The 20,878-nt window shown below is 59.1% G+C and carries 13 protein-coding genes and 4 pseudogenes; 9 read left to right on the top strand and 8 right to left on the bottom strand.

Annotation, left to right across the window (positions count from 1 at the left end):
• Positions 1-664 precede the first annotated feature (664 nt).
• Entirely contained in the window at positions 665-886 is a 222-nt protein-coding gene (locus ACRQ5Q_RS10915; RefSeq protein WP_439397652.1) for a hypothetical protein, read from the top strand.
• 506 nt (positions 887-1,392) lie between these two features.
• Here the strand turns inward: ACRQ5Q_RS10915 and ACRQ5Q_RS10910 are convergent.
• Positions 1,393-2,577: a redoxin domain-containing protein gene (locus ACRQ5Q_RS10910; RefSeq protein WP_439397651.1), complete on the bottom strand. Its 1,185-nt coding sequence runs from the start codon at positions 2,575-2,577 to the stop codon at positions 1,393-1,395.
• Positions 2,578-3,300: 723 nt separating this feature from the next.
• On the opposite strand from ACRQ5Q_RS10910, the gene ACRQ5Q_RS10905 reads away from it, so the two are divergent.
• A complete protein-coding gene (locus ACRQ5Q_RS10905; RefSeq protein WP_439397649.1) occupies positions 3,301-3,498 on the top strand; it encodes a hypothetical protein in 198 nt (65 codons plus the stop codon).
• A 248-nt stretch (positions 3,499-3,746) separates the two neighbouring features.
• On the opposite strand, the gene ACRQ5Q_RS10900 is transcribed toward ACRQ5Q_RS10905, so the two are convergent.
• The 3 genes from ACRQ5Q_RS10900 to ACRQ5Q_RS10890 all read right to left on the bottom strand — a co-directional run bounded on the left by ACRQ5Q_RS10900 (position 3,747) and on the right by ACRQ5Q_RS10890 (position 7,888).
• Positions 3,747-4,007 carry a hypothetical protein gene (locus tag ACRQ5Q_RS10900; RefSeq protein ID WP_271610761.1) on the bottom strand — a complete coding sequence of 87 codons (261 nt, stop codon included), beginning with the start codon at positions 4,005-4,007 and terminating at the stop codon, positions 3,747-3,749.
• Between the two features lie 813 nt (positions 4,008-4,820).
• Positions 4,821-5,027, bottom strand: coding sequence for a cold-shock protein (locus ACRQ5Q_RS10895; RefSeq protein ID WP_271610760.1), 207 nt, complete (start codon positions 5,025-5,027; stop codon positions 4,821-4,823).
• 734 nt (positions 5,028-5,761) lie between these two features.
• The gene (locus ACRQ5Q_RS10890) at positions 5,762-7,888 is read right to left on the bottom strand and encodes a prolyl oligopeptidase family serine peptidase (RefSeq protein ID WP_439397646.1); all 2,127 of its coding nucleotides are present in this window, start codon (positions 7,886-7,888) and stop codon (positions 5,762-5,764) included.
• A 2,039-nt stretch (positions 7,889-9,927) separates the two neighbouring features.
• Here ACRQ5Q_RS10890 and ACRQ5Q_RS10885 point away from each other — a divergent pair.
• Genes ACRQ5Q_RS10885 through ACRQ5Q_RS10875 form a run of 3 tightly spaced genes read left to right on the top strand, consistent with a single transcriptional unit; the run spans position 9,928 to position 12,315 of the window.
• Positions 9,928-10,962, top strand: a complete 1,035-nt coding sequence (locus tag ACRQ5Q_RS10885) for a restriction endonuclease (protein ID WP_439397645.1) — start codon at positions 9,928-9,930, stop codon at positions 10,960-10,962.
• 4 nt (positions 10,963-10,966) lie between these two features.
• Positions 10,967-11,701: a sensor histidine kinase gene (locus tag ACRQ5Q_RS10880; protein WP_439397643.1), complete on the top strand. Its 735-nt coding sequence runs from the start codon at positions 10,967-10,969 to the stop codon at positions 11,699-11,701.
• Positions 11,698-12,315 (top strand): response regulator, encoded by a 618-nt coding sequence (locus tag ACRQ5Q_RS10875; protein WP_439397642.1) that lies wholly within the window; start codon positions 11,698-11,700, stop codon positions 12,313-12,315. The genes ACRQ5Q_RS10880 and ACRQ5Q_RS10875 overlap by 4 nt, the downstream gene beginning before the upstream one ends.
• A 276-nt stretch (positions 12,316-12,591) precedes the next feature.
• Here the strand turns inward: ACRQ5Q_RS10875 and tnpC are convergent.
• Positions 12,592-13,733: pseudogene (tnpC, locus tag ACRQ5Q_RS10870) on the bottom strand (IS66 family transposase); the annotation flags it as partial.
• A gap of 85 nt (positions 13,734-13,818) precedes the next feature.
• Here tnpC and ACRQ5Q_RS10865 point away from each other — a divergent pair.
• Together ACRQ5Q_RS10865 and ACRQ5Q_RS10860 are read left to right on the top strand one after the other, a co-directional pair.
• Positions 13,819-14,063 (top strand): annotated as a pseudogene (locus ACRQ5Q_RS10865) (IS5/IS1182 family transposase); the annotation flags it as partial.
• Positions 14,064-14,070: 7 nt separating this feature from the next.
• Positions 14,071-14,490: pseudogene (locus ACRQ5Q_RS10860) on the top strand (transposase); the annotation flags it as partial.
• Positions 14,491-14,812: 322 nt separating this feature from the next.
• Here the strand turns inward: ACRQ5Q_RS10860 and ACRQ5Q_RS10855 are convergent.
• Positions 14,813-15,931 carry an IS110 family transposase gene (locus tag ACRQ5Q_RS10855; protein ID WP_439397640.1) on the bottom strand — a complete coding sequence of 373 codons (1,119 nt, stop codon included), beginning with the start codon at positions 15,929-15,931 and terminating at the stop codon, positions 14,813-14,815.
• A gap of 98 nt (positions 15,932-16,029) precedes the next feature.
• Here ACRQ5Q_RS10855 and ACRQ5Q_RS10850 point away from each other — a divergent pair.
• Positions 16,030-16,845 (top strand): annotated as a pseudogene (locus ACRQ5Q_RS10850) (IS701 family transposase); the annotation flags it as partial.
• A 449-nt stretch (positions 16,846-17,294) separates the two neighbouring features.
• Here the strand turns inward: ACRQ5Q_RS10850 and ACRQ5Q_RS10845 are convergent.
• Positions 17,295-18,539: a reverse transcriptase domain-containing protein gene (locus ACRQ5Q_RS10845; protein WP_439397639.1), complete on the bottom strand. Its 1,245-nt coding sequence runs from the start codon at positions 18,537-18,539 to the stop codon at positions 17,295-17,297.
• 751 nt (positions 18,540-19,290) lie between these two features.
• Entirely contained in the window at positions 19,291-19,674 is a 384-nt protein-coding gene (locus tag ACRQ5Q_RS10840) for a hypothetical protein (RefSeq protein WP_439397637.1), read from the bottom strand.
• Positions 19,675-20,063: 389 nt separating this feature from the next.
• Between ACRQ5Q_RS10840 and ACRQ5Q_RS10835 the strand changes: the two genes are divergently transcribed.
• A complete protein-coding gene (locus ACRQ5Q_RS10835; RefSeq protein ID WP_439397636.1) occupies positions 20,064-20,324 on the top strand; it encodes a hypothetical protein in 261 nt (86 codons plus the stop codon).
• Positions 20,325-20,878 lie beyond the last annotated feature (554 nt).

Below are 20,878 nucleotides of genomic sequence, written 5' to 3'. Positions count from 1 at the left end.
GATGTAGGAGACGGCTCGCTGCGGCGAGAACCGCGTCAAAACATGAGGCGCTAGGTGATCCGAGCGTGCCGATGATTGCCGCCGCACTTCCGCTTCGTCTGAAAGGCCGGATGCTTCGAGCCAGGCAGTTTCAGATCAATGAAGAAGCTATGACCAAGCGCCAACTGATCCAGGACGCAATCCCGATGTTGCTGTCTGACAAAAAATGGGGTGGCTTTGCGCAGCCGACAATACAAGGTCGCCTTCTCGATACATGGCCATATCGGCGCAGACCTCGTCGAGGTCGTAGCGAACGGGTCCGACAAAATCGTGCAGGCGGTTTGTCATGAACCGCGAAGATCCAAGGCGAGAGCCCGATGCGCCCCCCCGGCGTTTGTCCGCATATGCTCGCCATTGGCCGAGATCGTGGCGCGCCCGGCTGAAGCAGGCGATGAAGAATTCCAGCGTTCGACGCATAATTATCGTGAGGTGAGCAGACATTCGATAAACAGGGGGAGCGCCCGTCCGCTCCAGTCGCGTTCTTCTCACGCAATGTCGATTCCGTGCTTGAGTTCACTCGGATCTCGTGAACCAGAATTTGCCGAATTTGAGAATGCCCTCAAGACAACACAGGTCCGTGTGGTGATTGTGATCTCGATGCTGGACCCGCGCGCGGCGCAAGCATGTGGCGCGGTCGCTGCGCATGGGCTATGGGCTGCATTGCCGATTATGGTTTTTGCCGGGGCATGGCGAGCAAATCGTGCTTGCGCTCGGCCACGAACCAGCCATCGCTCGACTAGCTCAACAATATCTGTTCGGGCTGGCCTGGGGCATCTTGCCGACATTGTGGTTCCTGGCGATCCGCAGTTTCATGGCGGCGGTCAATTGCCCGACGCTAGCCTTGTAGATCACTCTCGCCGCCATCCCGACCAACGCACTTGGTTGATCAGGCCAACTCGGCTTGTCGCACTTGTTCGGAGCCGGCCTTGCGACCAGTCTTGTGAACAGTGCGACTTTCGTTGCCGGGATTTCGTTCGTCATACGGTGTCGCCCGTTCCGCGACCCGGGACGACGGTTTCGGTGCCGTTTTTCGGGCCTTTTTCCGCGGTGACGCTTCCGAGGGGTGTGATCAGCACCACAGCCGTTGCCGCCCATCAGATTGCCTTCCAACTCGCAATTGCCCTTTTCATGCTTGCGTTCTGCATCGGGATGGCGGTGAGCGTACGGCGGATTGACAACATTCCTTCGCCTGTCTGCAGAAGCGTGGCGATGCCCGCCTAACTCCGGCCTCCCCGATGGCTGTGCGCGCGTGCATTTTAATGCCGGAGGCGTCGTTAGCATTTGCGTGTAAACCGTCAGACTTGTCACTGGCAGCCGGAGAAATGGATGATGTCAAGCGAGCAATTCCGACTATCATCCTTCTTTTTGTTGTTTGCTCCGTTGCCTGCGCTTTGACGCTCTTGGAAACCCGTCTTGCGGAGTTGCACAAACAGTCCCATAGCAAGCCTTCTCACCCTTGTAGTTAGCCAGCGCTTCGACCAACGCCGACATGACGTCCTTTTTCAGTTCGTCGGGGATAGGCTCAGGACCTCCTAGCGAGTTCAACGCCACTTCGATCAATTCGATCGCGCGATCCTTGTTGCCGCTCTCATAATAATACTGAGCGACCGTCCCATAAGACAGGTACTTGAAGTCACCGTCCCCTTGCGGAGGATTCAGCGCAAGAATGTGTTCGGACAACTCTTTGCCCATCGCGAGGCGCTCGGCAGACGGGAAGTGGGAGTTGTCATTCGCCGGATCAAAGAGTTGGCGCAGCGCCCACTCCATCCACTGCTCATCGTTTTTGTCGATCGCGTCGCGAGCGAATTGCCTCAAAACCGGCAAGCCGGTCTGCAAGTTGCGCAGTTTGTGAAGCAACAGTTCCGCATGGAGCGCACGGAAGCGGAGATCGTCCGGCATCACCGCGACGGCCTCTTCAACCGCCGAAAGCGCCTTTGCCCAATCCTCCGCCTCCATCGCCGGTGAAAGCTTGGCGAGAATCGGCTCAGTCAGCGCCCGCTTGCGCTTCATTTCGCGCATTTCGCGTCGTCCGCTGTCGATCCGCTCTGTATCGGCGGCTTTAGCTTCATCGCTGGTCCGCCAACTGCCGTTAAGAACTTTCGGCAAGACGTCATCGAGCTGCATCGGATGACCGATAAAGGCGATGTGGCCGTCACGGTCAACGACGAACGAGGTGGGAATCCCGACAGAAAAGCTGGAGTCCATCCAAAGCTTGTTCATTTCGCCTGTGGAGTCGAACCCGATCCGATAGTTCAGGTTCGAGAACTTGTCGGTCAACCACGCGTCCAACGTTGTTCGGGCCTCGTCCGCCGTTGGAGCTTTTTCGCAAGCTGCGACGCCGAGCAGCTCAAGTCCGCTATCTTTGTATTTCTCTTGCAGCTCGACTAGATGAGGCATGACTTCCGTACATGGTCCGCACCAAGTTGCCCAAAATTCGACGATGTACACCTTCCCGGGCTGGAAGCTCGTGAGGGGCTCGCCGCGCAGCCAGTTCTCCACCTTGATCGGAGGAGCTGGGGACTCCATGCGCAGCACCATGTTGCTCTCCAAAACCATTGCCACTCGTTGCGCGACCGCTGTTTCTCTCAAACGGAGCACACGGGTTAGAGAGCATCACGCGTTTTGCGCATGTGGTGTGCGCTCAGCCCTCACTCCGTGTTTCTGCATCCCAACAGCAAAAGGCGTGCCATCTCGGTTCGCACGCGTCAAACGCCTGACTACGCCTTGAAAACCCAAGACGGCCCAAACGCAGCCGGTGTTTTGAACCTGACGGACTTTGTCCGATGTCAGAAGTTGGACACGAAATCCTTGTGGGTGAGCACTTGGTCATGCAAGCCGATCCGGCAAGATCTCGCGTCTAGGACTGCCGCCGCCCGAACGCATCATGTAGCAAGGGCAGATAGGATCGATTTCGCAAGGGATGCGCGCTCCCGCTTCAGGGTGACCAGCACAAGCACTTGAATAGGTCTTCCGACCGCCTTCGGCGAGACGATTGAGACGTCCGCTTTGATGATGCTCTCTGAGCGAGCCTCTTCAGTCGTCATTGACAGGGCGGTAGCAGAAAGCCCGGCCATTTCACCGAGCACCTCGGAAGTTAGGCGGCTGTTCTTTTGCCCAATCTATAGGATGTGGGCGTCTACTCGATCGTATCGGATGATCAGCTCCGGCCTGAGGTGAATTCTGCCGCGAAATTCCTATGCGATGCAGGAAATCGTCCAAATCTCAGGAAAGTGCGCCGCAAAAGCTTAGGGAATCAAAGCCGTGGCAACCACCATGCTTTCAGACCCGCTGGAAATCCTTGCGGAGGACTTCACGGAAGCCCTCCTGAGGCACTACTCCATCGGGCAGCGCAAGGCCGCGGTTGCCCTCAGTAAGACCACCAGCGACTGCCCGCTACTATCTGTTCTTCTGGAGGACGGAAAGAGGCTTCACCTCACCGTCTCGAGGGCCCGGTCATAATCCTCTTTCCACGATGGCAATAATCTCCGGTGCCGTTTTCTTCGACATCGCCGGCATCTATGCACCGCCGCCAGAATGCGAGTCGCTACTTGCCTGGCTGATGCCGCGGCCGCGAGCAGGACCGCTCGTGTCGCCGGGCGCTGTCCGGTGATCACCTCGACGCCAGGGTGGGAATCACATTCCTGCCTGGCATCAAGCATGGTACAGGCCGTCATTTTCTTGAAAGGCTGTGCTACAGACGCCCCGACTCAGAAAGTCTTTTGCGATTGCCCAGCCCGGATCTTCGGCAGGCCTTCCTCTCCTAATACCGGATTGGAAAGAGCACTCAATCCAGCTCCAATGATGGAGATGTCCTGATCGATCTGAGCTATTGTTGCCTTGCAGTCGAAACCCGTCCCCGCCTTCAAATCCATCGCCAACCGACGTCGATGCATCATTAGATCCTCAAGGGACTGACGGTCCTTCAATCGAATAAAGCCCTCTACAATCAACTCCATCGCATGTGACATAATACGACTCACTAAAATGTTTGAAAACGGAGAGACATCATAGATCTGCTTGCTCCGTCGTCAACGCTTGGAAGCACCAAAGCGTTAAAAGCGTCGATAGCACCCGCATCCAATTCGGTGCAGTACACCTCTAAAGTAGATTGCCGGTCCTTGAAAAACTATAAACTTGCCGCGCCGCATCGCCAGTCCAGCTGACGCTCTGCTTGCCCTCGGGCAGCTGGAATCCACCTGCAACAAAGCTTTTGGCTTTCGCTGTCGAACTCGCGTATGGACACGGCGTCCTTGCCACCGTCGGAGAGTTTGACGCGCTCGCTCGCGCCGAGAACAAGAACTGGGTCTACAAGGGTCGCAGCTGCCTTGGGCGGCGCTGCCTCGTTACGAGACAATGCGGTTTTGTTTACACCGGCCCTCGAAGCTCACGGCATCAGCGTAGCAGAAACAGACCTGTAGCCTCAGCGCAGCCGGCCAGTACGGACGAACCCGGTTGTGCGAGCACCCTCATGCCCTAGATGCATCACGCCTGGACAGGCGAGCACCAGCCCGGCGGCGTGCACTGCGCGGCGCGTTGGTCACGAGCGTCCGGTTCGGGCTGTTCGTGTCCGGCGGCAGGAATATCTTGCCACGCCCACGCTGCGACTTGGCTCGCAACTCCTGTGACTCTGACAGCAGTGATCAGGTCGAAGGCCTCAAGAGACAGCCGTATGGCTGGAAGAGACCGTCGAAAGGCCAAACGCCCGGCGCGCCGTCACAAGGCATCGCCGGACGGGTGCGAGAACACGCTTTGCAGACAGCAGTTTGCGGAGGCGAGTCGGATCAGCCAACCCGGAGATCCTCAGCTGACATCTTACCCGAACGCCCGGCCTTGAGCTGATAACTTACCCGCGCCCCCTCTTCGAGAGTGGTGTAACCGGCCTTTTCGACGGCACCGATGTGCACGAAGACATCGGGACCTCCGTCCTCAGGCCTGATGAACCCATAACCTTTGGTCGGGTTGAACCATTTCACAATACCCATTGCCACGGCGGCATCTCCATAGTGAACCGTTGTGATCTAGCGAAGAGTCTCCCGGCCATCAAGATGGTCGGCAAGTGACGCCCAGCCGTGCGCTGGTCACATGCTCGTTTTGCTAGTGCGTGGTCTAGCTGCGGCCTCATTGTGCAAGCGACAAAAGGGGCCTGACGGCGACGACGCCTCGCCTCAACGCTTCCGTCCAGATGACATTCGACCTTCGCTCCAATCGTCGCTCGCCACCGGCTTACAGAGGAGTTGAGGAGCCTCGAGCATCCAGCGCTCCAGAGCTGGCGGATGGTTTTCATCGACGTTGAACAACAGGGCGGTCGTGAACTCCTTTGCGCAGCCTGGAGCGGGATTATCAATCCGCGCATGCCTGTATTGAAGCTATTTGACATGCTTTCTCAAGCACGAAGACGCCCGCAGGGCTGCGCTCTGGCTTTCGTCTTCGGATGTCAACCGCAGGTCGCGCCCTGTCGAATGAGCAGGGTCTGTCGAGACAACCCTGAAGGAATCGCATTTGGCAGTTATCCGCTCGTCATGTTGTATTAGGAAGCCAGCAAACCGCTCGGCAACGGTGAATCTTGTTGAAACGGTAACTTGCGCATCTGACGAACTTCGTCGCGCCGCCGGGGGCTCATCAGCCTCTCGCTTGGCTTCGATGAATTAAGCTGAGCACGTGAAGACGCTTGAGATTGCCAATGGTCCCTATTTGTCTGCTTCGATCACCCCGACGAGCGAATTTACTCAGAACAAAGCCGCCTCGATGCATAGGTGTATTCAAGCGCCAGTTGACGCGCATGTTGCATGATATTGGCGGCGGCGCGGTGTCCCCCGTCGATGCTCTCGTAATAGAAGTAAGGCTGCCCCAGCGCGGCGAGCTTCGCGGCAGCCTTGCCGCCGTGCGCTGGATGCACGTGGTCGTCCTTCGTGGAGGTAAGAATAAAGGGAGCGGGATAAGTCTTGCCGGCCAACAGCTTCTCGTAGGGCGAGTAGCCTTCGATCCACGCACGCTGCTCGGCAATGGCAGGGTCACCGTACTCGCCGATCCAGTAGGCGCCCGCGCCCGGTTTGGTGTATCGAAGCATGTCAAGCAGCGGCACCTCAATGATCGCCGCGTTGAAGAGCTCGGGACGTTGGGTGATTGCGGCGCCAACGAGCAGGCCGCCCTGGCTCCCGCCAATGACTCCTAGCCGGCGTGGACTCGTGATCTTGCGGCGGATCAGGTCCTCGGCGACGGCAATGAAATCATCCCATGTGGTCTGCTTCGTTGCCGCCTGGGCCGCTTGATGCCATAGAGGGCCAAACTCGCCGCCCCCGCGCAGGTTCGCAACGACATAAACATTGCCCTGTTCGAGCCATAGCCGGCCCTCCGGTCCCAGATCAGAGGGCAGAAGCGACTCCTGGAAACCGCCATAGCCATAGAGAAGCGTCGGGATCGTGCCGTCAAACCTCGCGTTCTTCGGCCGCACCAGAAAATAGGGAATTGACGTGCCATCACGCGAAGTGGCTTCCAGCTGCTCCACGACATGGTTGGACGCATCGAAGGCAGTAGACGGCGTCTTCTTCAATTCCTCAAGCCTTTTGCTTTCGGCATCAAAATACCAGACTGACGTTGGTCCGAGATAGCTCGAGACGGTAAACATGGCCCGGTCCGCTTCATCGTAGGTAACTGACAGGCTGACACCTGTATGTTCCGGCAGCGGTATCGGGCTCGCGGACCAAGCTCCCTGATCGTACTTATAAACGAACGCTTTGCTCTGAACGTTCTCAAGAATCGTCAGGATCAAAAAATTCTTTGTGGCGGTTAACTCGCTCAGGGCCTGGCGGGGCCCAGGTTGAAAGACAAGCGAGGCTTTGGCGCGCAGCGGATCCGGCTTCCATTCGTCGAGGTCATACGAGATCACCGAGCCTGCCGTGAAGCGGTTGTGCTCGGACGGCGCCCAGTCTTCGTCAAGTTTCACAAGCAGGCGGCCGCACGCGAGCGGGACGATCTCGGCCTTCTTCGGTAGATTGAGCTTGACCGGCCCATCGGGGCCGAAGACCACATATTCGGACTCGAAAGAGCTGATTGCGCGGACCGCGCCGGTCACATGAATATGACCCTCGCTGTCACGAAGCACGAGGGGCTGCGTCTCACTGTCGGTGGGCTCGCCACGAAAGATCTCGCGAGCCTCACTGAGCGGCTGAGCGCGTTTGAGCTCCTTTACCACAAAGGGATAGCCGGCTTGCGTCAAAGTCCCCTCGCCCCAGCCCCGGGCAACAAGGAGTGTGTCACCATCGATCCAGCTGACCTCCTGCTTGCCCTCTGGGAGATAAAAGCCGTCCGCAACGAAGGGCTTGGCGGTGCGATCGAACTCTCGTATAGACACGGCATCCTTGCCGCCATCGGAAAGACTAATCAGGCAGAGGCGCTCTTCAGGCGGAAGGCAGCTGGCACCTTCATAGACCCAATTTCTGTTCTCGGCGACGGCTAAGGCGTCCACGTCGAGGATGGTTTCCCACTTTGGATCTTGGCTGCGATCTCTCTCACGCGTGGCGCGCCGCCAGACGCCGCGCACCTGGTTCTCCTCTTGCCAGAACTGCTCCAAACCGCGCCCTTCCAATGGAACATCTGCGCTCAGATTCTTAGCCTGTAGGGTGCTGAGCGCCTGTTCGTAGAACCGCTGATAGCGAGGATCTGACTGAAGCATCCGGAGCGTCTTCTCGCTCTCGGCGCGAGCCCAAGCCACTGCGCCTGGCCCTTCGATCTCCTCGAGCCAAAGGAATGGATCATCAGTCACCGCCGCATCCGTTCGCTCCTGTGAAAGCGTCGTGGAGATGAAGCAGGCAATCGAAATCAGCACGGCGACGAGGAGTGATGCCTTCATGGATTTGCTCCGGCTGAGGTCGAGTGGCCACGCTCGCGGGCCCCGGAGCGTCAAGCAGAAGCAGCGGAAAGCACGCAAGCGCATGACATAGCGCGGCTTGCGCTATGTCGCGCCCCCTCACTGCAAGCTGCGTGCCGGCTAAAGAATCGCAAGTTTCAGCCGTCGGAGCTGCACGACCTGTTCGGTTGCCGACATTGGTTGCGAAGCGAACATCACAGCGTGTCGGCGAACCGCCTGCCAGATCTTGAGTGGCAACAACCCGGGACGCAGCGATGCTGCTTTCCTCCGCATATGAGCTTGTTCCTTCTCGCTGGCGCCACCGGACGGACTTGACGGGCATCATCCCCACGAAGAGCGGCGCTTTGATCAGCAGCCAGGTCGACATGGGCAAGCGTGGTATGCATGGCGACCTCCGACTCGTTGACTGCAAGCATTGCCGATTTGGACGAGCTTTTTCCTCGCAAAACCCACTAGTCACGCCGAAAGATCGGTTCGTTGACTGATTGCCGAGAGGATCGCGCTCGAGACGAGGAGACTAAAAGTGCCCTAAAAAACGGCCCACGTTGCAACACGTCTTGAGATTGAGCCAACAATCAACAACAGGTGCAAGCACCGGATCAGGTTGTTCGGCGCAAAACTGCGAAATGAAGCTGGGCATCAGCAGCAATTGAGGGAGCTAGGTCCAGCTTAAACGATCCTGATCCACCCGAGGACCCACGCACGAGCCGTGGTCCTCATCGAAGAATATCAAGGGCGAGATTTTTGATCGAGAATACGCGCTGCTGCCGGATCATCCGGGCTGGTTCAAGGCTCGTGCAAGCCTCACTGCTAACTGTTCCGTAACGGTGCTGTTGTGGCCCAGAGCAAGCGCCGCTTTCCGGGGCGAAACGATCAACGGGCAGCAGCACGCGGACTGGCGCCGCCATCACTCGCATCAGCGTCGTTTAGAGATAGAACCTGAGTTGACTGTATCGGCCCCTTCTGATCATGGACCACTAGCACTGATGTCTTGATCTCATGCAGCCCTGCGCCGCCCGCAAGAACCGCGTCAGCGCCAAGGCCTGCATTGCTCCTCCGTTCTGCTATAGAAGTCTGTCATCCGCCGTGCTCTGCTGCGGTCAGTCCTCGCGGGCACCGAGCTCCTGTCCGCGATGAGCATCGCGTGAAGCTGTCGGGGCGTCGACGGCTAACAGGAACGCCGCTAGCAAAAGCTCCTGCGGCTGCTATCGAGCTGGAGGACGAAGTCGACCAAAAGCCTGTCAGAGACAAACGGCGCCTTGGCGCGCACTCCTCAGCGGGCGCGTAGCTGGCTAACCTGAATCAAGACGCCGTTTCGGTATGGATTTATCACGCCGCACGGCTCGAGCGTGGTCAGATCGCGTAAAGGTGGGATTCGAGCTTGCCCTAGAGGATTGATTGTACCGGTGCGGGTGAGCGTCTCGTACCCGCTATCGAGGCGTTGACCTGATCCGTTCCACTCTCCCGTGCCTTCTCGGGATTTCAATCATGCATGGCGAGAAAGACGCACATCGCCGCCTGATCATGCGACAAATGTCCTGGACGCGATCATCGCATCGCTCACTACGAGGGTGCAAAAGCAAGAATGTCGCGCGTTGAGTCCGAGCCGGCGCAAACGCCTTCATTCGCTTGGCTGAAAATCATCGAAGACAGGCCCCTCAACGCGGGATTTGGGCGTCGATGCGCTTCTTATTGCATCAATCAAGATAAAGATCTTGCTATAGTCGCAATCACGTTGTTGTTACGGTCAGCGCCGGCTAGTCCGTGACCCCATAAATCGGCAGCGCTGACGAGTCGCGAGTCCGCTATGCTCCGGTAGCGATCAAATCCCGCAGCGCACCGAAATGTCGCGATAGGCCAGGAGCTGACCTTGCGCTTGTCCAGGGCTGGCTCAGTTGAAGTTAAAGTCGTCGTCGACGAGGCCTTCAGCGCCACGGGAGTCCGGATCACCGCCAAGAGCCTTTCTGAGGCGCGTGAAGATTCTCCGCTTCTGTTGTGCGTTCGCATCCTTGCTTTCGTAGATGATGGTCGAGGCGCCGCCCCCGCAACAACCCGCGCGCGACATAGGCGCACCATCCGCTACGCAGGCTATCGATTCCAGCCGTGTGAAAAACCTAGCGAGCATCGGAGTTATGGCGGCGAAACGAAACAATTCTAGCCTTGTCGCTGGTCTTAAGCGCCTGCATCCGGAGCAGTTCGAGAATCTGACCTATGACATTTTGCTTCTATCAGGTGTCCAGAATCTGCGATGGCGAACCCCGAGCGCAGACGGTGGTCGCGACTTGGAGGGCGAAGTCGTCAGCATCGATTTTTCCGGACATACTGACCGACAGCGCTGGTACATAGAATGCAAACGATATGCCAAGTCAGTCGATTGGCCCACGATCTACGAGAAGCTGACCGTTGCTATCAATCACCAGGCGGATTACCTGCTGCTTGTCACCACGGCGAATGTCTCGGTCCCCTGCCGGGACGAGATTCAACGCCACAACGACCGACGCGGCGTTCAGATTCGCGTTTGGCCGTTCTATTATCTCGATCAACTATTGACCATTCATGGCCAGGTGGCAGTCAAGTACGGCCTGGTAAAGTCGCAGCAATCATTGCACGTCGACTTTGCCAAGATTATCGAAGAACTGAAGAAGCTGGCACAGGCCACCTACGCGGCCGCAGCGTTCGGGCAGACACCAGTAGACCGAATTACGCTCCTTGCAGCACTCACGGAGCTGGTCTCCGCCCGAATAGAAGACTCGCGGAAGCATGGGCGATTTGTCAACGATCACTTCAAGCCAGACCGCGATACCTATGACTGGTGCAAACCTGCGCCTTTACCCGCCGCAAACTTCGACTCCACCAGTCTTCGGGCGGCTCTGGCCACCGTAAAGAACGTTTTGAGCCTGCTGGAGCTTAAGTGCCGGGTCGACGGAGAGGCTGTCGTTATCACGGTTGCCACGACCGATGCTCTGCGCGGGAATGCGCTGTTCGGTCTCGTCAGCACCTTTGGCATGATCGACTGGCAGCTTAGCAAAACAGAAATCACCCTTAAGGCGCGGTAAGAAAATGACAGAGCAGAAGGCGGCCCCCGACGAGCAGGTTTTCAGCCTAACACTGATGTCGAATTTCGTGCATCAAGTCGTTAACCCACTCAACGCGGTGTGCGGCACGCTCGACAACATCGTGAAAGGCGACGTCCCGCAGGGCAGCATAAAGCAACGCATCGCAGCCTCGCGAGGTCAAATAGAATATTGCGTGGAGCTAATCCGCAACCTCGCCTTCCTAGCAGAGTATACTCGCGATCCGGTTCTCTATCGAGAGCGTCACCATGGCAAGATCACCGTAATTCCGCAGGTTTTGATTCAGGCGGCTCTTTTCTTTCAGGAGACGGCTCGCAAAAAGAAAATGAAGATCCACATGGTCGACCGAGATACTCAATACAAGATCAAGGCCGATCCCGACTTGTTGCGCCAGGTGTTCATCAACCTGTTCGACAATGGCGTCAAGTATGCCCACCAGTCGTCGGACATTACCGTGCGAACCCACATCCAGAAGAAGTCGGGTGATCTCCTTATCGAAGTCATCAATCAGTCGGACCCGATACCAAAGGAGCTGTGGGACAAGATATTTGAGGCAGGATTTCGAGGCGAAAACGCGCAGAAGCTAATTGCGAGCGGCACCGGGCTGGGCTTGTATATCTGCCGCCTCATACTGAGCGTCTACGATGGGTCGATCAGCTACGCCGCAACGCGTTCGAACGAATCGATCTTCACTATCCGCCTGCCAAGGGCATACGTATGAAGATTTTTGAAGATGAATTGGACACCGTTTTAGTAATCGACGATGAGCCGTTCAACACGGAATGGCTTAGGGATTACTTTCAAGCCCGCAAGTTCAATGTGGTGCATGCCGAGGATCTTCAATCCGCCTTGGCAGCCCTTGAGAGCACCCGCTATAGGTACGTGGTGATTGATCTTAGCATTCCAGTGTCCCCTGCACTTGCGCAGCCGCTAGCCTCGCTCGGCACAGAATTCTTTCGATATCCCGGGCTCATGGCCGCACGCCGCGCGCGGACCACCGGCCATAACTCGTTTCAAGTCGTCGTGTACTCGGTCCACGACTCGGGCGACGTCGATGCCTACACAGAGAAGATCGACTGTAGATACATATTGAAGGGCCGGCCGAAGGAACTAAAGGATCATATCGAGGCCACGATCCAACGAATGCCGACGGGATGGCATACTCAAACTGCTCCCAGCGGTCGCAGCCGCAAATTCAAGCCGAAGACCAAGCACCTGCCGAAGCCGAAGAAGAAAAAGGTTGGCGCCGGCGCTAAGCGGAAGTCGTTCTATCTGCGATACAGCGTGACTCCGGCACAGATGAAGGCTTTGGCTAAGAGAAAAACGGGGAGTTAGGCGAAGGCTCTCAAATTCATTACTTTTGAGGGCCTCGCGGTCGTTTGGCTATCCCGCGTCGCGCTTAACCTCCGGGATGAACGTCCGCTTACCTGCCTTGTAGTCCCGCTGGGCGATGGGCCAAATGTCCTTATGCGGATCGATCTAAGGTGCCCCGGTCTGGGCCGTTGGAGCGCACCGCAAGTTTCTCGCACGCATCGCGAGAGCCCCGCTGTGGGCGGCCTGTCGAAGAACGACCTCCATCGCGGCACTATGGCGCTAACCGCCTTCGTGATCTGCGCGAGGTCGGGCATGCGACTGCCTGCCGGCATAGCGCTCGTCCGCAGACCGGCCGCGGAGTACCTTTCGACCGCGTAAAGCTGGGCGATGCGCTCGAGGGCCTCGCGGGCAACCGGAGCTGGCGCCGGCGCAGCCTCCCGCTCGATCTTCACAAACTGGCGCCACAGATGCGACCAGCAGAAGGCGAGCGTCCCGGACAGGGCGTCCGCACGCGTCTCTCGGGTCATGGTCTTGTAAGTCTGATAGCCGTCGCAGTGGATGATGCCGCGATAGCCCTCAAGCAGCCGCAAGCCATGAGCGGCGCCGCGGCCCGGTGCATAGGCATAGACCACCCCAAGCGGATCAGGCCCGGCCCAGGGCCTGTCATCGCGCGACAGCGCCCAGAAGTAGCCGGTTTTGGTCCTGCCGCGCCCCGGATCCAGCACCGGCGCCGGGGTCTCATCGACACAGAGCTTCGAGGAGGCGAGCAGAAGCTCGCGCAGACGATGCCACAACGGCTTCAATTCCTGGGCGGCATAGCCGACCCAGAAGGCGAGCGTCGAACGGTCCAGCGCTATTCCGTGGGTCGCCAGCATTTGTGCCTGGCGGTAAAGCGGCAAATGCCAATGATACTTGGTATCGATCAAATGCGCGACCAGTCGCTCGGTCGGCAATCCTCCCCTGATCAGTCGCTCGGGCGCGGCGTGCTGGAGGACGACGCCGTGACAAGCGCGGCAAGCCAGCTTGGGCCGGAGATGACGCGATACTGCGCCGGTACGACGTCCAGCCTCTGGCTCTCATCGTGAAAAAGACGCCTGCGCAGCACGGGCAGCAAGTTGCAGCGGGCATCAGGGTTTCGATGATGCGCGGCAAATGCTCCGGCAGCTGACCACGGTTGGCCCTGCGCTCGGCCGTCCTCTTCTCGCAAACTCTGGGATGGCGCGATCCTCGGCTGCTTCGAGGGCCGCGACGGCCTGATCGATATCCTCCAGCACAAGCTGCAGCTGATCAGCGTCCAGCTTTTCCGAGGACCGACCGAACTGCGCATCTTTTGCAAGCTTGAGCAACCGCTTGCGCCTGGCGCAGCGATCCAGCAGAGCCGCGGCAAAGTCACGCAGTTCGGCTGGATCGCTCGGCAGCTCATCAGGCAAATCACTCATTGGCCCAAGTCTGCCATGCTTCGCGCCCCGATGCAGCGAAGATTTGTATCTTTACGCAAGCGCTTTCGGCTGCGGGATTCGAAATCGCTGGGCCAAGCGCGGACATTGGCGGGCGATCTTTGAAGCGCTCGCCCGCTGCGGCAAAGACGGCGTGACTTTGTCCATCGACTCCACCACGATCAAAGCGCATCGCTCGGCGAGCGGCGGAAAAGGGGGAAGCATGAACAAGCGATCGGCCGCTCGCGCGGCGGGCGGACCACGAAAATCCACCCGCTGAGCGACCCTGACTGCAGACCTTGCGCATTTCATCTCACTCCAGGCCAGGACGCGGGTGACCATGATTCGGGATCTGATGATTGGTGGTGCGTCGGTTGAAGATACGCTGACGCTGTGGGCTTCCTCGTTGCGAGATGCCAAGCAACGCATCCGTCCGCTGTTTACGCAGGAGCGGGTCGCGGCCTCGGCGTGGCAGTTTCTCGACGGACTGTTGGGCAACGAACCGCGCAAGACGGGTTGGATGCGGGCGGAGGCGGCTGGCGATCCAGGCCTGTGGCGCCAGCAGGCGATTCTGGGCCGAGGGCATTGGGACGCCGACGCGCTGCGCGACATTGTGCGCGAGTACGCGCTGGAATCGCTTGGCGATGAGGACGCGGTCCTGGTCATCGATGAGACCGGCTTTTTGAAACAGGGCAAGGCCTCGTGCGCGGTCGCGCGCCAGTACACTGGCTCGGCGGGCAAGATCACCAATTCTAATGTTCGTTGTCCAGGGCTATTGGCATGAAGAGTGCGATCTCCGTTTATCCCGGAGTTGCCAATTGGATGATTGTTACGCAGCGCAGGAGGCAGAGCCGCTGAGACGACGGTTTGCAGACTCTGATACGCGGGTTGGATACCGCATTTCCGTTTGTTCGTCCGGGGCTGCTTCGATCTGCCAGCGGGCATCGACAATGTCGGCCACACAATTGGTGCGAGAGTTCCCCAACCGGGGCTCTGCCCCCAGCGATGCGCAACAATGATGTCGCTCCTGAGAGTTCTCCTGTGTTGAGGTGGAAGGAAGCGTTGGCTAATTCGGTAAGCGATCAGGTTGCGCTGTGCGGCTCCACCTTTCGGCCGATAGCCCAGAGGAAGGCGGCCAGTTCTCGGGCGATGGCCACGGTGACGACTGCCTGGCGTTTGCCACGTGCCATCAGCTTGCGATAGCGAGCACAGAGTCTGACTTGGGCTTTCCAGGCGATGTCGCACACCGCTTTCGTCAGGCCGGCCTGCCGCTCCTGCAGCAGGCGGCTCATCCGGGCGGGAAAACGGTAAGTCCAGGCGCCCTCAATGAGCACGCGGCGCGCCCGGCCATTACCAGCTTTGGTGATGCCGCCGCGCCGGATGCGTTCCCCCGTGGAGTTTTCGCAAGGCACCAGGCCGAGATACGCCATCAATTGGCGCGGGCTGTCGAAGCGGCGCACGTCGCCGATTTCGGTGACGAAGGTGATCGCGGTCAGGAAGGCGACGCCGCGTAGCGCCTGGTAGGCTGTGATCACTGGAGCCATGGACCATGAGCTCACCGCCTCGGCAACTTGTTCGTCCAGGCGCTTGAGCCTGATCTCGGCGGCCTCGATCGCTTGGCGATACTCGGCCAGCACGAGATACTGCGCCGGATGCTCGAAGCGTTGCTCGCACAGCCATCGTGTATGCGCCTTGGTCCACGCTTGACGGCCGGTGAAGACCCGGCCGTGACGTAGCAGGAAGGACTGCAAGTGCTGACGGGCCCGCCGCAGATCTTCCATCGCGGCTTCTCGGGCACGCACCAGTTCTCGCACCGCCTCGTGCTCCGGATCCGGTACCCAGACCGCGGTCAGCTCTCCCGCACGATGCAGCTTGGCCAGGGTCAGCGCATCACGGCGGTTGGTCTTGACCCGTTCTCCAGGCCGCTTTGGAATCAGTGATGGTGCAACCACGATGCAGTCGTAGCCAAGCCGTGTGATCTGACGATGGAGACCGTAGCCGGTCGGGCCGGCTTCGTAGCAAAAGGCGAGGTCCTGGTGCCTTTTGGCGAACTTCGTAACCAGTCGCTCCACCGCATCAGGCGCGCTATCGATCTCTCCGATGAAGCGCACGTCGCCATCGCGTCCCGCCTCGGCCACGGCTACCGAGATCTTTAGCTTCGACGTATCCAGTCCCACGTAGATTTTGCTATCCTGCCGCACGGCTCGTCCTCCTATGCGAGAGGCTCGGTGCCGGCCCACCCGGCGCAACCCTCGCTCATCGCATACTGCGGACGAGCCACCTCTCTGACAACGAACATACGGTCTGCCAGATCGGAGTGTTCGCCTCCTATGTGTCGCGGCATGGCCATGCCTTCGTCGACCGGGCGCTCTACCTGCCAAAGGAATGGACGGACGACCCCGCTCGCCTGAAGGCAGCGCATGTCCCGAGCGGTGTGGGCTTTGCCACGAAGCCCAAGATCGCGCGTCGCATGATCGCTGGCGCGATCGCCGCACAGGTGCCGTTCGCGTTCGTGGCCGCGGACAGCGTGTATGGCACCGGTGAGATCGAAACCCTGCTGCGCAAGGAGGGCAAGGGCTATGTTCTGGGTGTTGCGTCCAATCATGTGTTCCGTTCCTGGGGCAAGCAGCAGCCTGTCGCCGGCACCGCCGCCGCGATCGCGCAGAGTCTTCCCAAGAAGGCCTGGCACCACCTGTCGTCCGGCGAAGGGACCAAAGGTCCGCGCTGGCACGACTGGGCCTATCTCGAGTTGGCCGATCTCGAAGCCAGTGAATACAACGACGACCTTGCCGGGGAATGGACGCGGGGTCTTCTGATCCGCCGCAACATTGCCGACGGCAGCTTGGCCTTCTTCTCCACATGGTGCCCCAAGGGCACTTCCATCCAGAAGCTGGTGTCAGTGGAAGGCCATCGCTGGGCCGTCGAGGACAGCTTCGAAACTGCCAAGAACGAGTTCGGTCTTGATCACAACGAAACTCGCTCCTGGCATGGCTGGCATCGCCATGTCTCACTCGTCATGCTTGCCTTTGCCATGATGGCCGTCATCCGTCATCGGGCCAACGCTGAGCCAGCACTCAAAAAAACACGACGCCGGCGCACCAAACATCGTTCCTGATCCGCTGGTCGATCCAGGAAATCCGTCGCATCGCTATCAAGCTCGCTCAACGGCGCATCTCGATCGACCGTGTTCTCGCATGGTCGCTCTGGCGGCGAGCTCACCAAGCCGACGCTCGCCGCGCACACCTCAGACAAAAACTGTTCGCGGTAGGGACGCTCATTGCTGAGCGCCCCCCGCGCGGATCCGGACGAGCCCAATTAAGGCATCCGGCTCTTACCTTGGGTATGTGACCGCGAAGCGCTGCTGTGGCCAGGGATGGAGGATGCGGGGTTGTGGGAGCCATTCGTCCGCCAACCTCGTCATACGGTCCCACGTGAAGCCGCCTCGTTGACTTCGCCGCCGAAGCGTTCGACGCCAAAGATCGGTCACACAGTAGCGGAACGCTGAGAGCGCCCGCCCATTTGTAGGAACCCCATAGTATGCGAAGTGGCCGGTGACGACCTGTCTCAGCCATGCACCCTGGGCACGGATCGGTTGGTGCATCCGTCGTCGCAGCTCTTCCTTGATGTCCTGAAGCTTCTTCCGCAGACGGTCGCGACGGGTCTTCCTTTCGAGCAGGAAGTTCCCCCGGCGTGACTTACCGCAGATGTGGATGAAGCCCAGAAACATGAAGGTCTCCGGTTTGCCAAGGATCCGCGCCCTTTGCGATTGGCCGCCGCACGGCGACCGAACTCAATCAGGCGGGTCTTGTCTGGATGGAGCGTCAACGCGAATGCTTCAAACCGTTCACGCATCGCATCAAGGAAACGGCGAGCGTCGTCCTCATGCTCGAAGCCAACCACGAGATCATCGGCATAGCGCACGATAATCATGTCGCCGTGGGCCTCTTGCCGTCGCCAGCGTTCGGCCCAGAGATCAAACGTGTAGTGCAGGTAAGCATTGGCGAGCAGCGGCGAAATCACCGATCCCTGCCCCGTGCCCCTGTCGTCCACAGTTACGACCCCGTCTTCGAGAATGCCCGCCTTCAGCCATTTACGGATCAGGCGGATGATGCGCTTGTCGCCGATGCGGTGTTCCAGAAACTGGACCAGCCAGTCTTGGTTCACACTTCCGAAAAAGTTTTGCACGTCGGCGTCAAGTATCCAGTTCACCTTCCGCGTGGTGATCGCTACCGCCAGGGCGTCCAACCCATCATGTGGGCCTCTACCGGGTCGAAACCCGTATGAGAAGCCGACGAAGTCGCCTTCGTAGATGGCGTTGAGCACCATGACGGTCGCGCCCTGGACGATTTTGTCCTCCAAGGCAGCGATCGCCAACGCTCTCTCCCGGCCGTCAGTCTTCGGGATGTACGTCCGACGTGACGGCTGGGGACGGTACGCTCCTCCGTGGACCCGCCGGTGCAGATCCGCAAGCCGAGGCTCCAGATCTGTCTCGAAGTCCTGCCATGTCACACCATCCACGCCGGGGGCTGCTTTGCGCTTGAGCGCGTAGAAAGCCATACGGAGCGTGTCTGTGTTGATATGGTGGAGAAGCGCGGTGAACCGCTCCTTCTTCCTCTGCCTTGCGGCTTGCCGTACGCGATCAAGCTCCTGGATCACACGATCCCGGCCCCGTGTCCGGAGTGTGCTTTGCTGTCTCGCGTTTCCCTTGGTCCCCGCCCTTCGCTCCATCGCCTCCGCCACCGCACCTCCGGCATTGTTCGGCGACTTCATAGCTACTATGGCGGAGTCAGACTTCTCCTGATCGTTCATCGGCGGCTACAGCTCCTCGCCTTCCCGCCGCGGACCAGGCTGCTTCCATGAGCATCTGGCCGACCAAGAGAGCTCCCGGTTCCCGTACAAGAAGCTTCTGCACATGCCAGGGTCTGCGACCACGCCGAGACGACCGGGCGCTCGCGATATCGCGCCCCTTCGTGTTGCCTTCCGCTCAGTTGACAGCGTCGGCTCTCGGGAAAACATTCTTTCGCGGCTCGATGGCTGGCCTATGCGCTCCCCTGCCGACGCTTCGCCGACATCCTCGCGGACGCCTGCGCACGGCTCGGGGCCGATGTGGGTCGCTACTCCTTCATCGCAGTGGACTTCCACCACTTACTCCTTGCCGGTCTCCCGGCGCACCAACTGTAATGCTAGCATACCGGGTTTTCGAGCCGACCTTCCGGCGGCTCGGGGTTTTGTTCGGCATTCGGACAGGCTCCTGCGTTAAGGAGAGACTGCACAGTTTTCTGGCCGGGCAATCCGACTGTCGACATGAGCGTTGTTACCACTCGCTGCGGTTCGCTAACGCTCGCGATGCGTCACTACGGTTCGTCACGCACACGTGAACAAACTGACGACGTTGCTACCCGCCTCTGCTGCAAGGGTGCCCCGCAGCCGCGCGTTCCACAGCCCGAAGCCCTGCCGCTTCTCGTCTGCGTAGTCGTACAGGTGTAGACCGCGAGCATGCCCCTTGTGAGCGATCATCACCTCGCGAACTCGGCCCGATATCTGCGGTATGGCACTCAGCTTAGTCCGCATCGTGCGGCGCAGGTCGTGAAAGACCCCGTGCGGCAGGGCCGGTGATCTCGTCAATGCGCTCCCTCGCCTTGCTCCTGCTATTGGCCGGGCGCTCGCCGAACGTGGTGCCGAACAGATGCGGCCCGGCGTTGAACCGCGGCAGGTCGGCAACCGGCACCAGCATGTCCTCAGTCAGCGGCCCGAGATGTTCGTGGTCCATCTTCATGCGCTCCTTCAAGGTGATCCAGAGCTTCTTGCGCGGGTCGAACTCGGACCATACCGCCTCGCTTATCTCCGCCTTGGCGCTGGCCGCACAGGATATGCAGGGGCGGTACGGATACTCCATCTGATCGGCAGCGCCCCACACCTGGCGAAGCTCATCGTCCTTGAGCACGCGAGCGCCGGCGCTGTCGTATTCTTCCGCGCTAGGGGGCGGGCGGTCGCCCCTCGGCCTTAACTTCAATGACCCGCGCGATCTCCTGCCGGGTATCAACAGCAACACCCCGCAAACACACACAGTAGTTTTCGCTGTTGGCGGGCTCGATCCGCGTATCCTCGCGGAACCTCATCTCTCTTCTCAGAACTGATAGGAGAACTCCGTTTCCGTTTGAGCTATTCCAGCTTGACGAATACTTGCCACCGAGCGAAGGCGACAGCCGATTGGCGGCCCTCAGACGAACTTTGAAGTCGCTGATGCTGGTTTCGATGCAGCGATGTGAGTAGCACGCAAGTCGACAGTCGCTTTACGATCGCCCGGAGCACCTCCGCTATGGATTGTTCCACATGAATGTAAGCCGTCATCTCACCGAAGGCGATGGTGATTCAGATCCTCGATCCCCTTCAAGTGACTGCTCTCCGTCGATTGTGTTTGTCGGCAGAAATCGGGCCGGTAACTGGGTTGCCCGTGAACAACGAGGCGCGTTTGGCGGGTTTTTTATCAACCGCGCTGAAGCTCTGAAATACGCTCTCTTCAAGAACGGACGCCGTCCAGAGAGCATCATCGAACTGACGCGTGAGATCGAGCTTGATATTCCCGACCCGTGAACTGCGGAGCAATTAAGGACCTAGTCGTTCTTCTGCGCCTGCTGCCCTGTCGAAACCGGGGCACTCGTCAATCGTCGCAGGACCACCGCGGCCGGCCGATTTCCTAAGCATGCCCGCTTCAAACATTCAATTAGGCAGCCGAGGGCCGATTCTGTCGGACGACAATCATCGGCCACCTTCTCTCCGCTCGATGAGCGTTACATGGTATACGCCTGAACATGAGCCGCCCTAACTCGTCCCGTGCAGCCACATAAGGAGCTCCAACGGCGCTCGATCGACTATTCCATCTGGAACAGTTTCACTATGTAAGCATAGCGCATAGTCCGTTTCGTCTGCATCGGGCTATCTGAGGTGGAATGCGTTCGCGGGCTTGAAGTCATCTCATCCTCAGCGACACGTTCTATTCATGTCACCTACCAGTTCTCGCAATTGAATAAGATGCCAGAAACCTGTCACAAGCTGGATAACATCGGCCTCGAGCTACGGATTTGGCATGCAGGATCATTCACCATCTCTCGTCGCCCCTTGCAATGATCAATCCCTCGATCTAACTC

It is taken from the genome of Bradyrhizobium sp. PMVTL-01 (assembly GCF_051861855.1).
Taxonomy (GTDB): Bacteria; Pseudomonadota; Alphaproteobacteria; order Rhizobiales; family Xanthobacteraceae; genus Bradyrhizobium.
The sequence above is the reverse complement of the archived record's forward strand: the minus strand, read 5'-3'. Positions and strand labels throughout refer to the sequence as shown.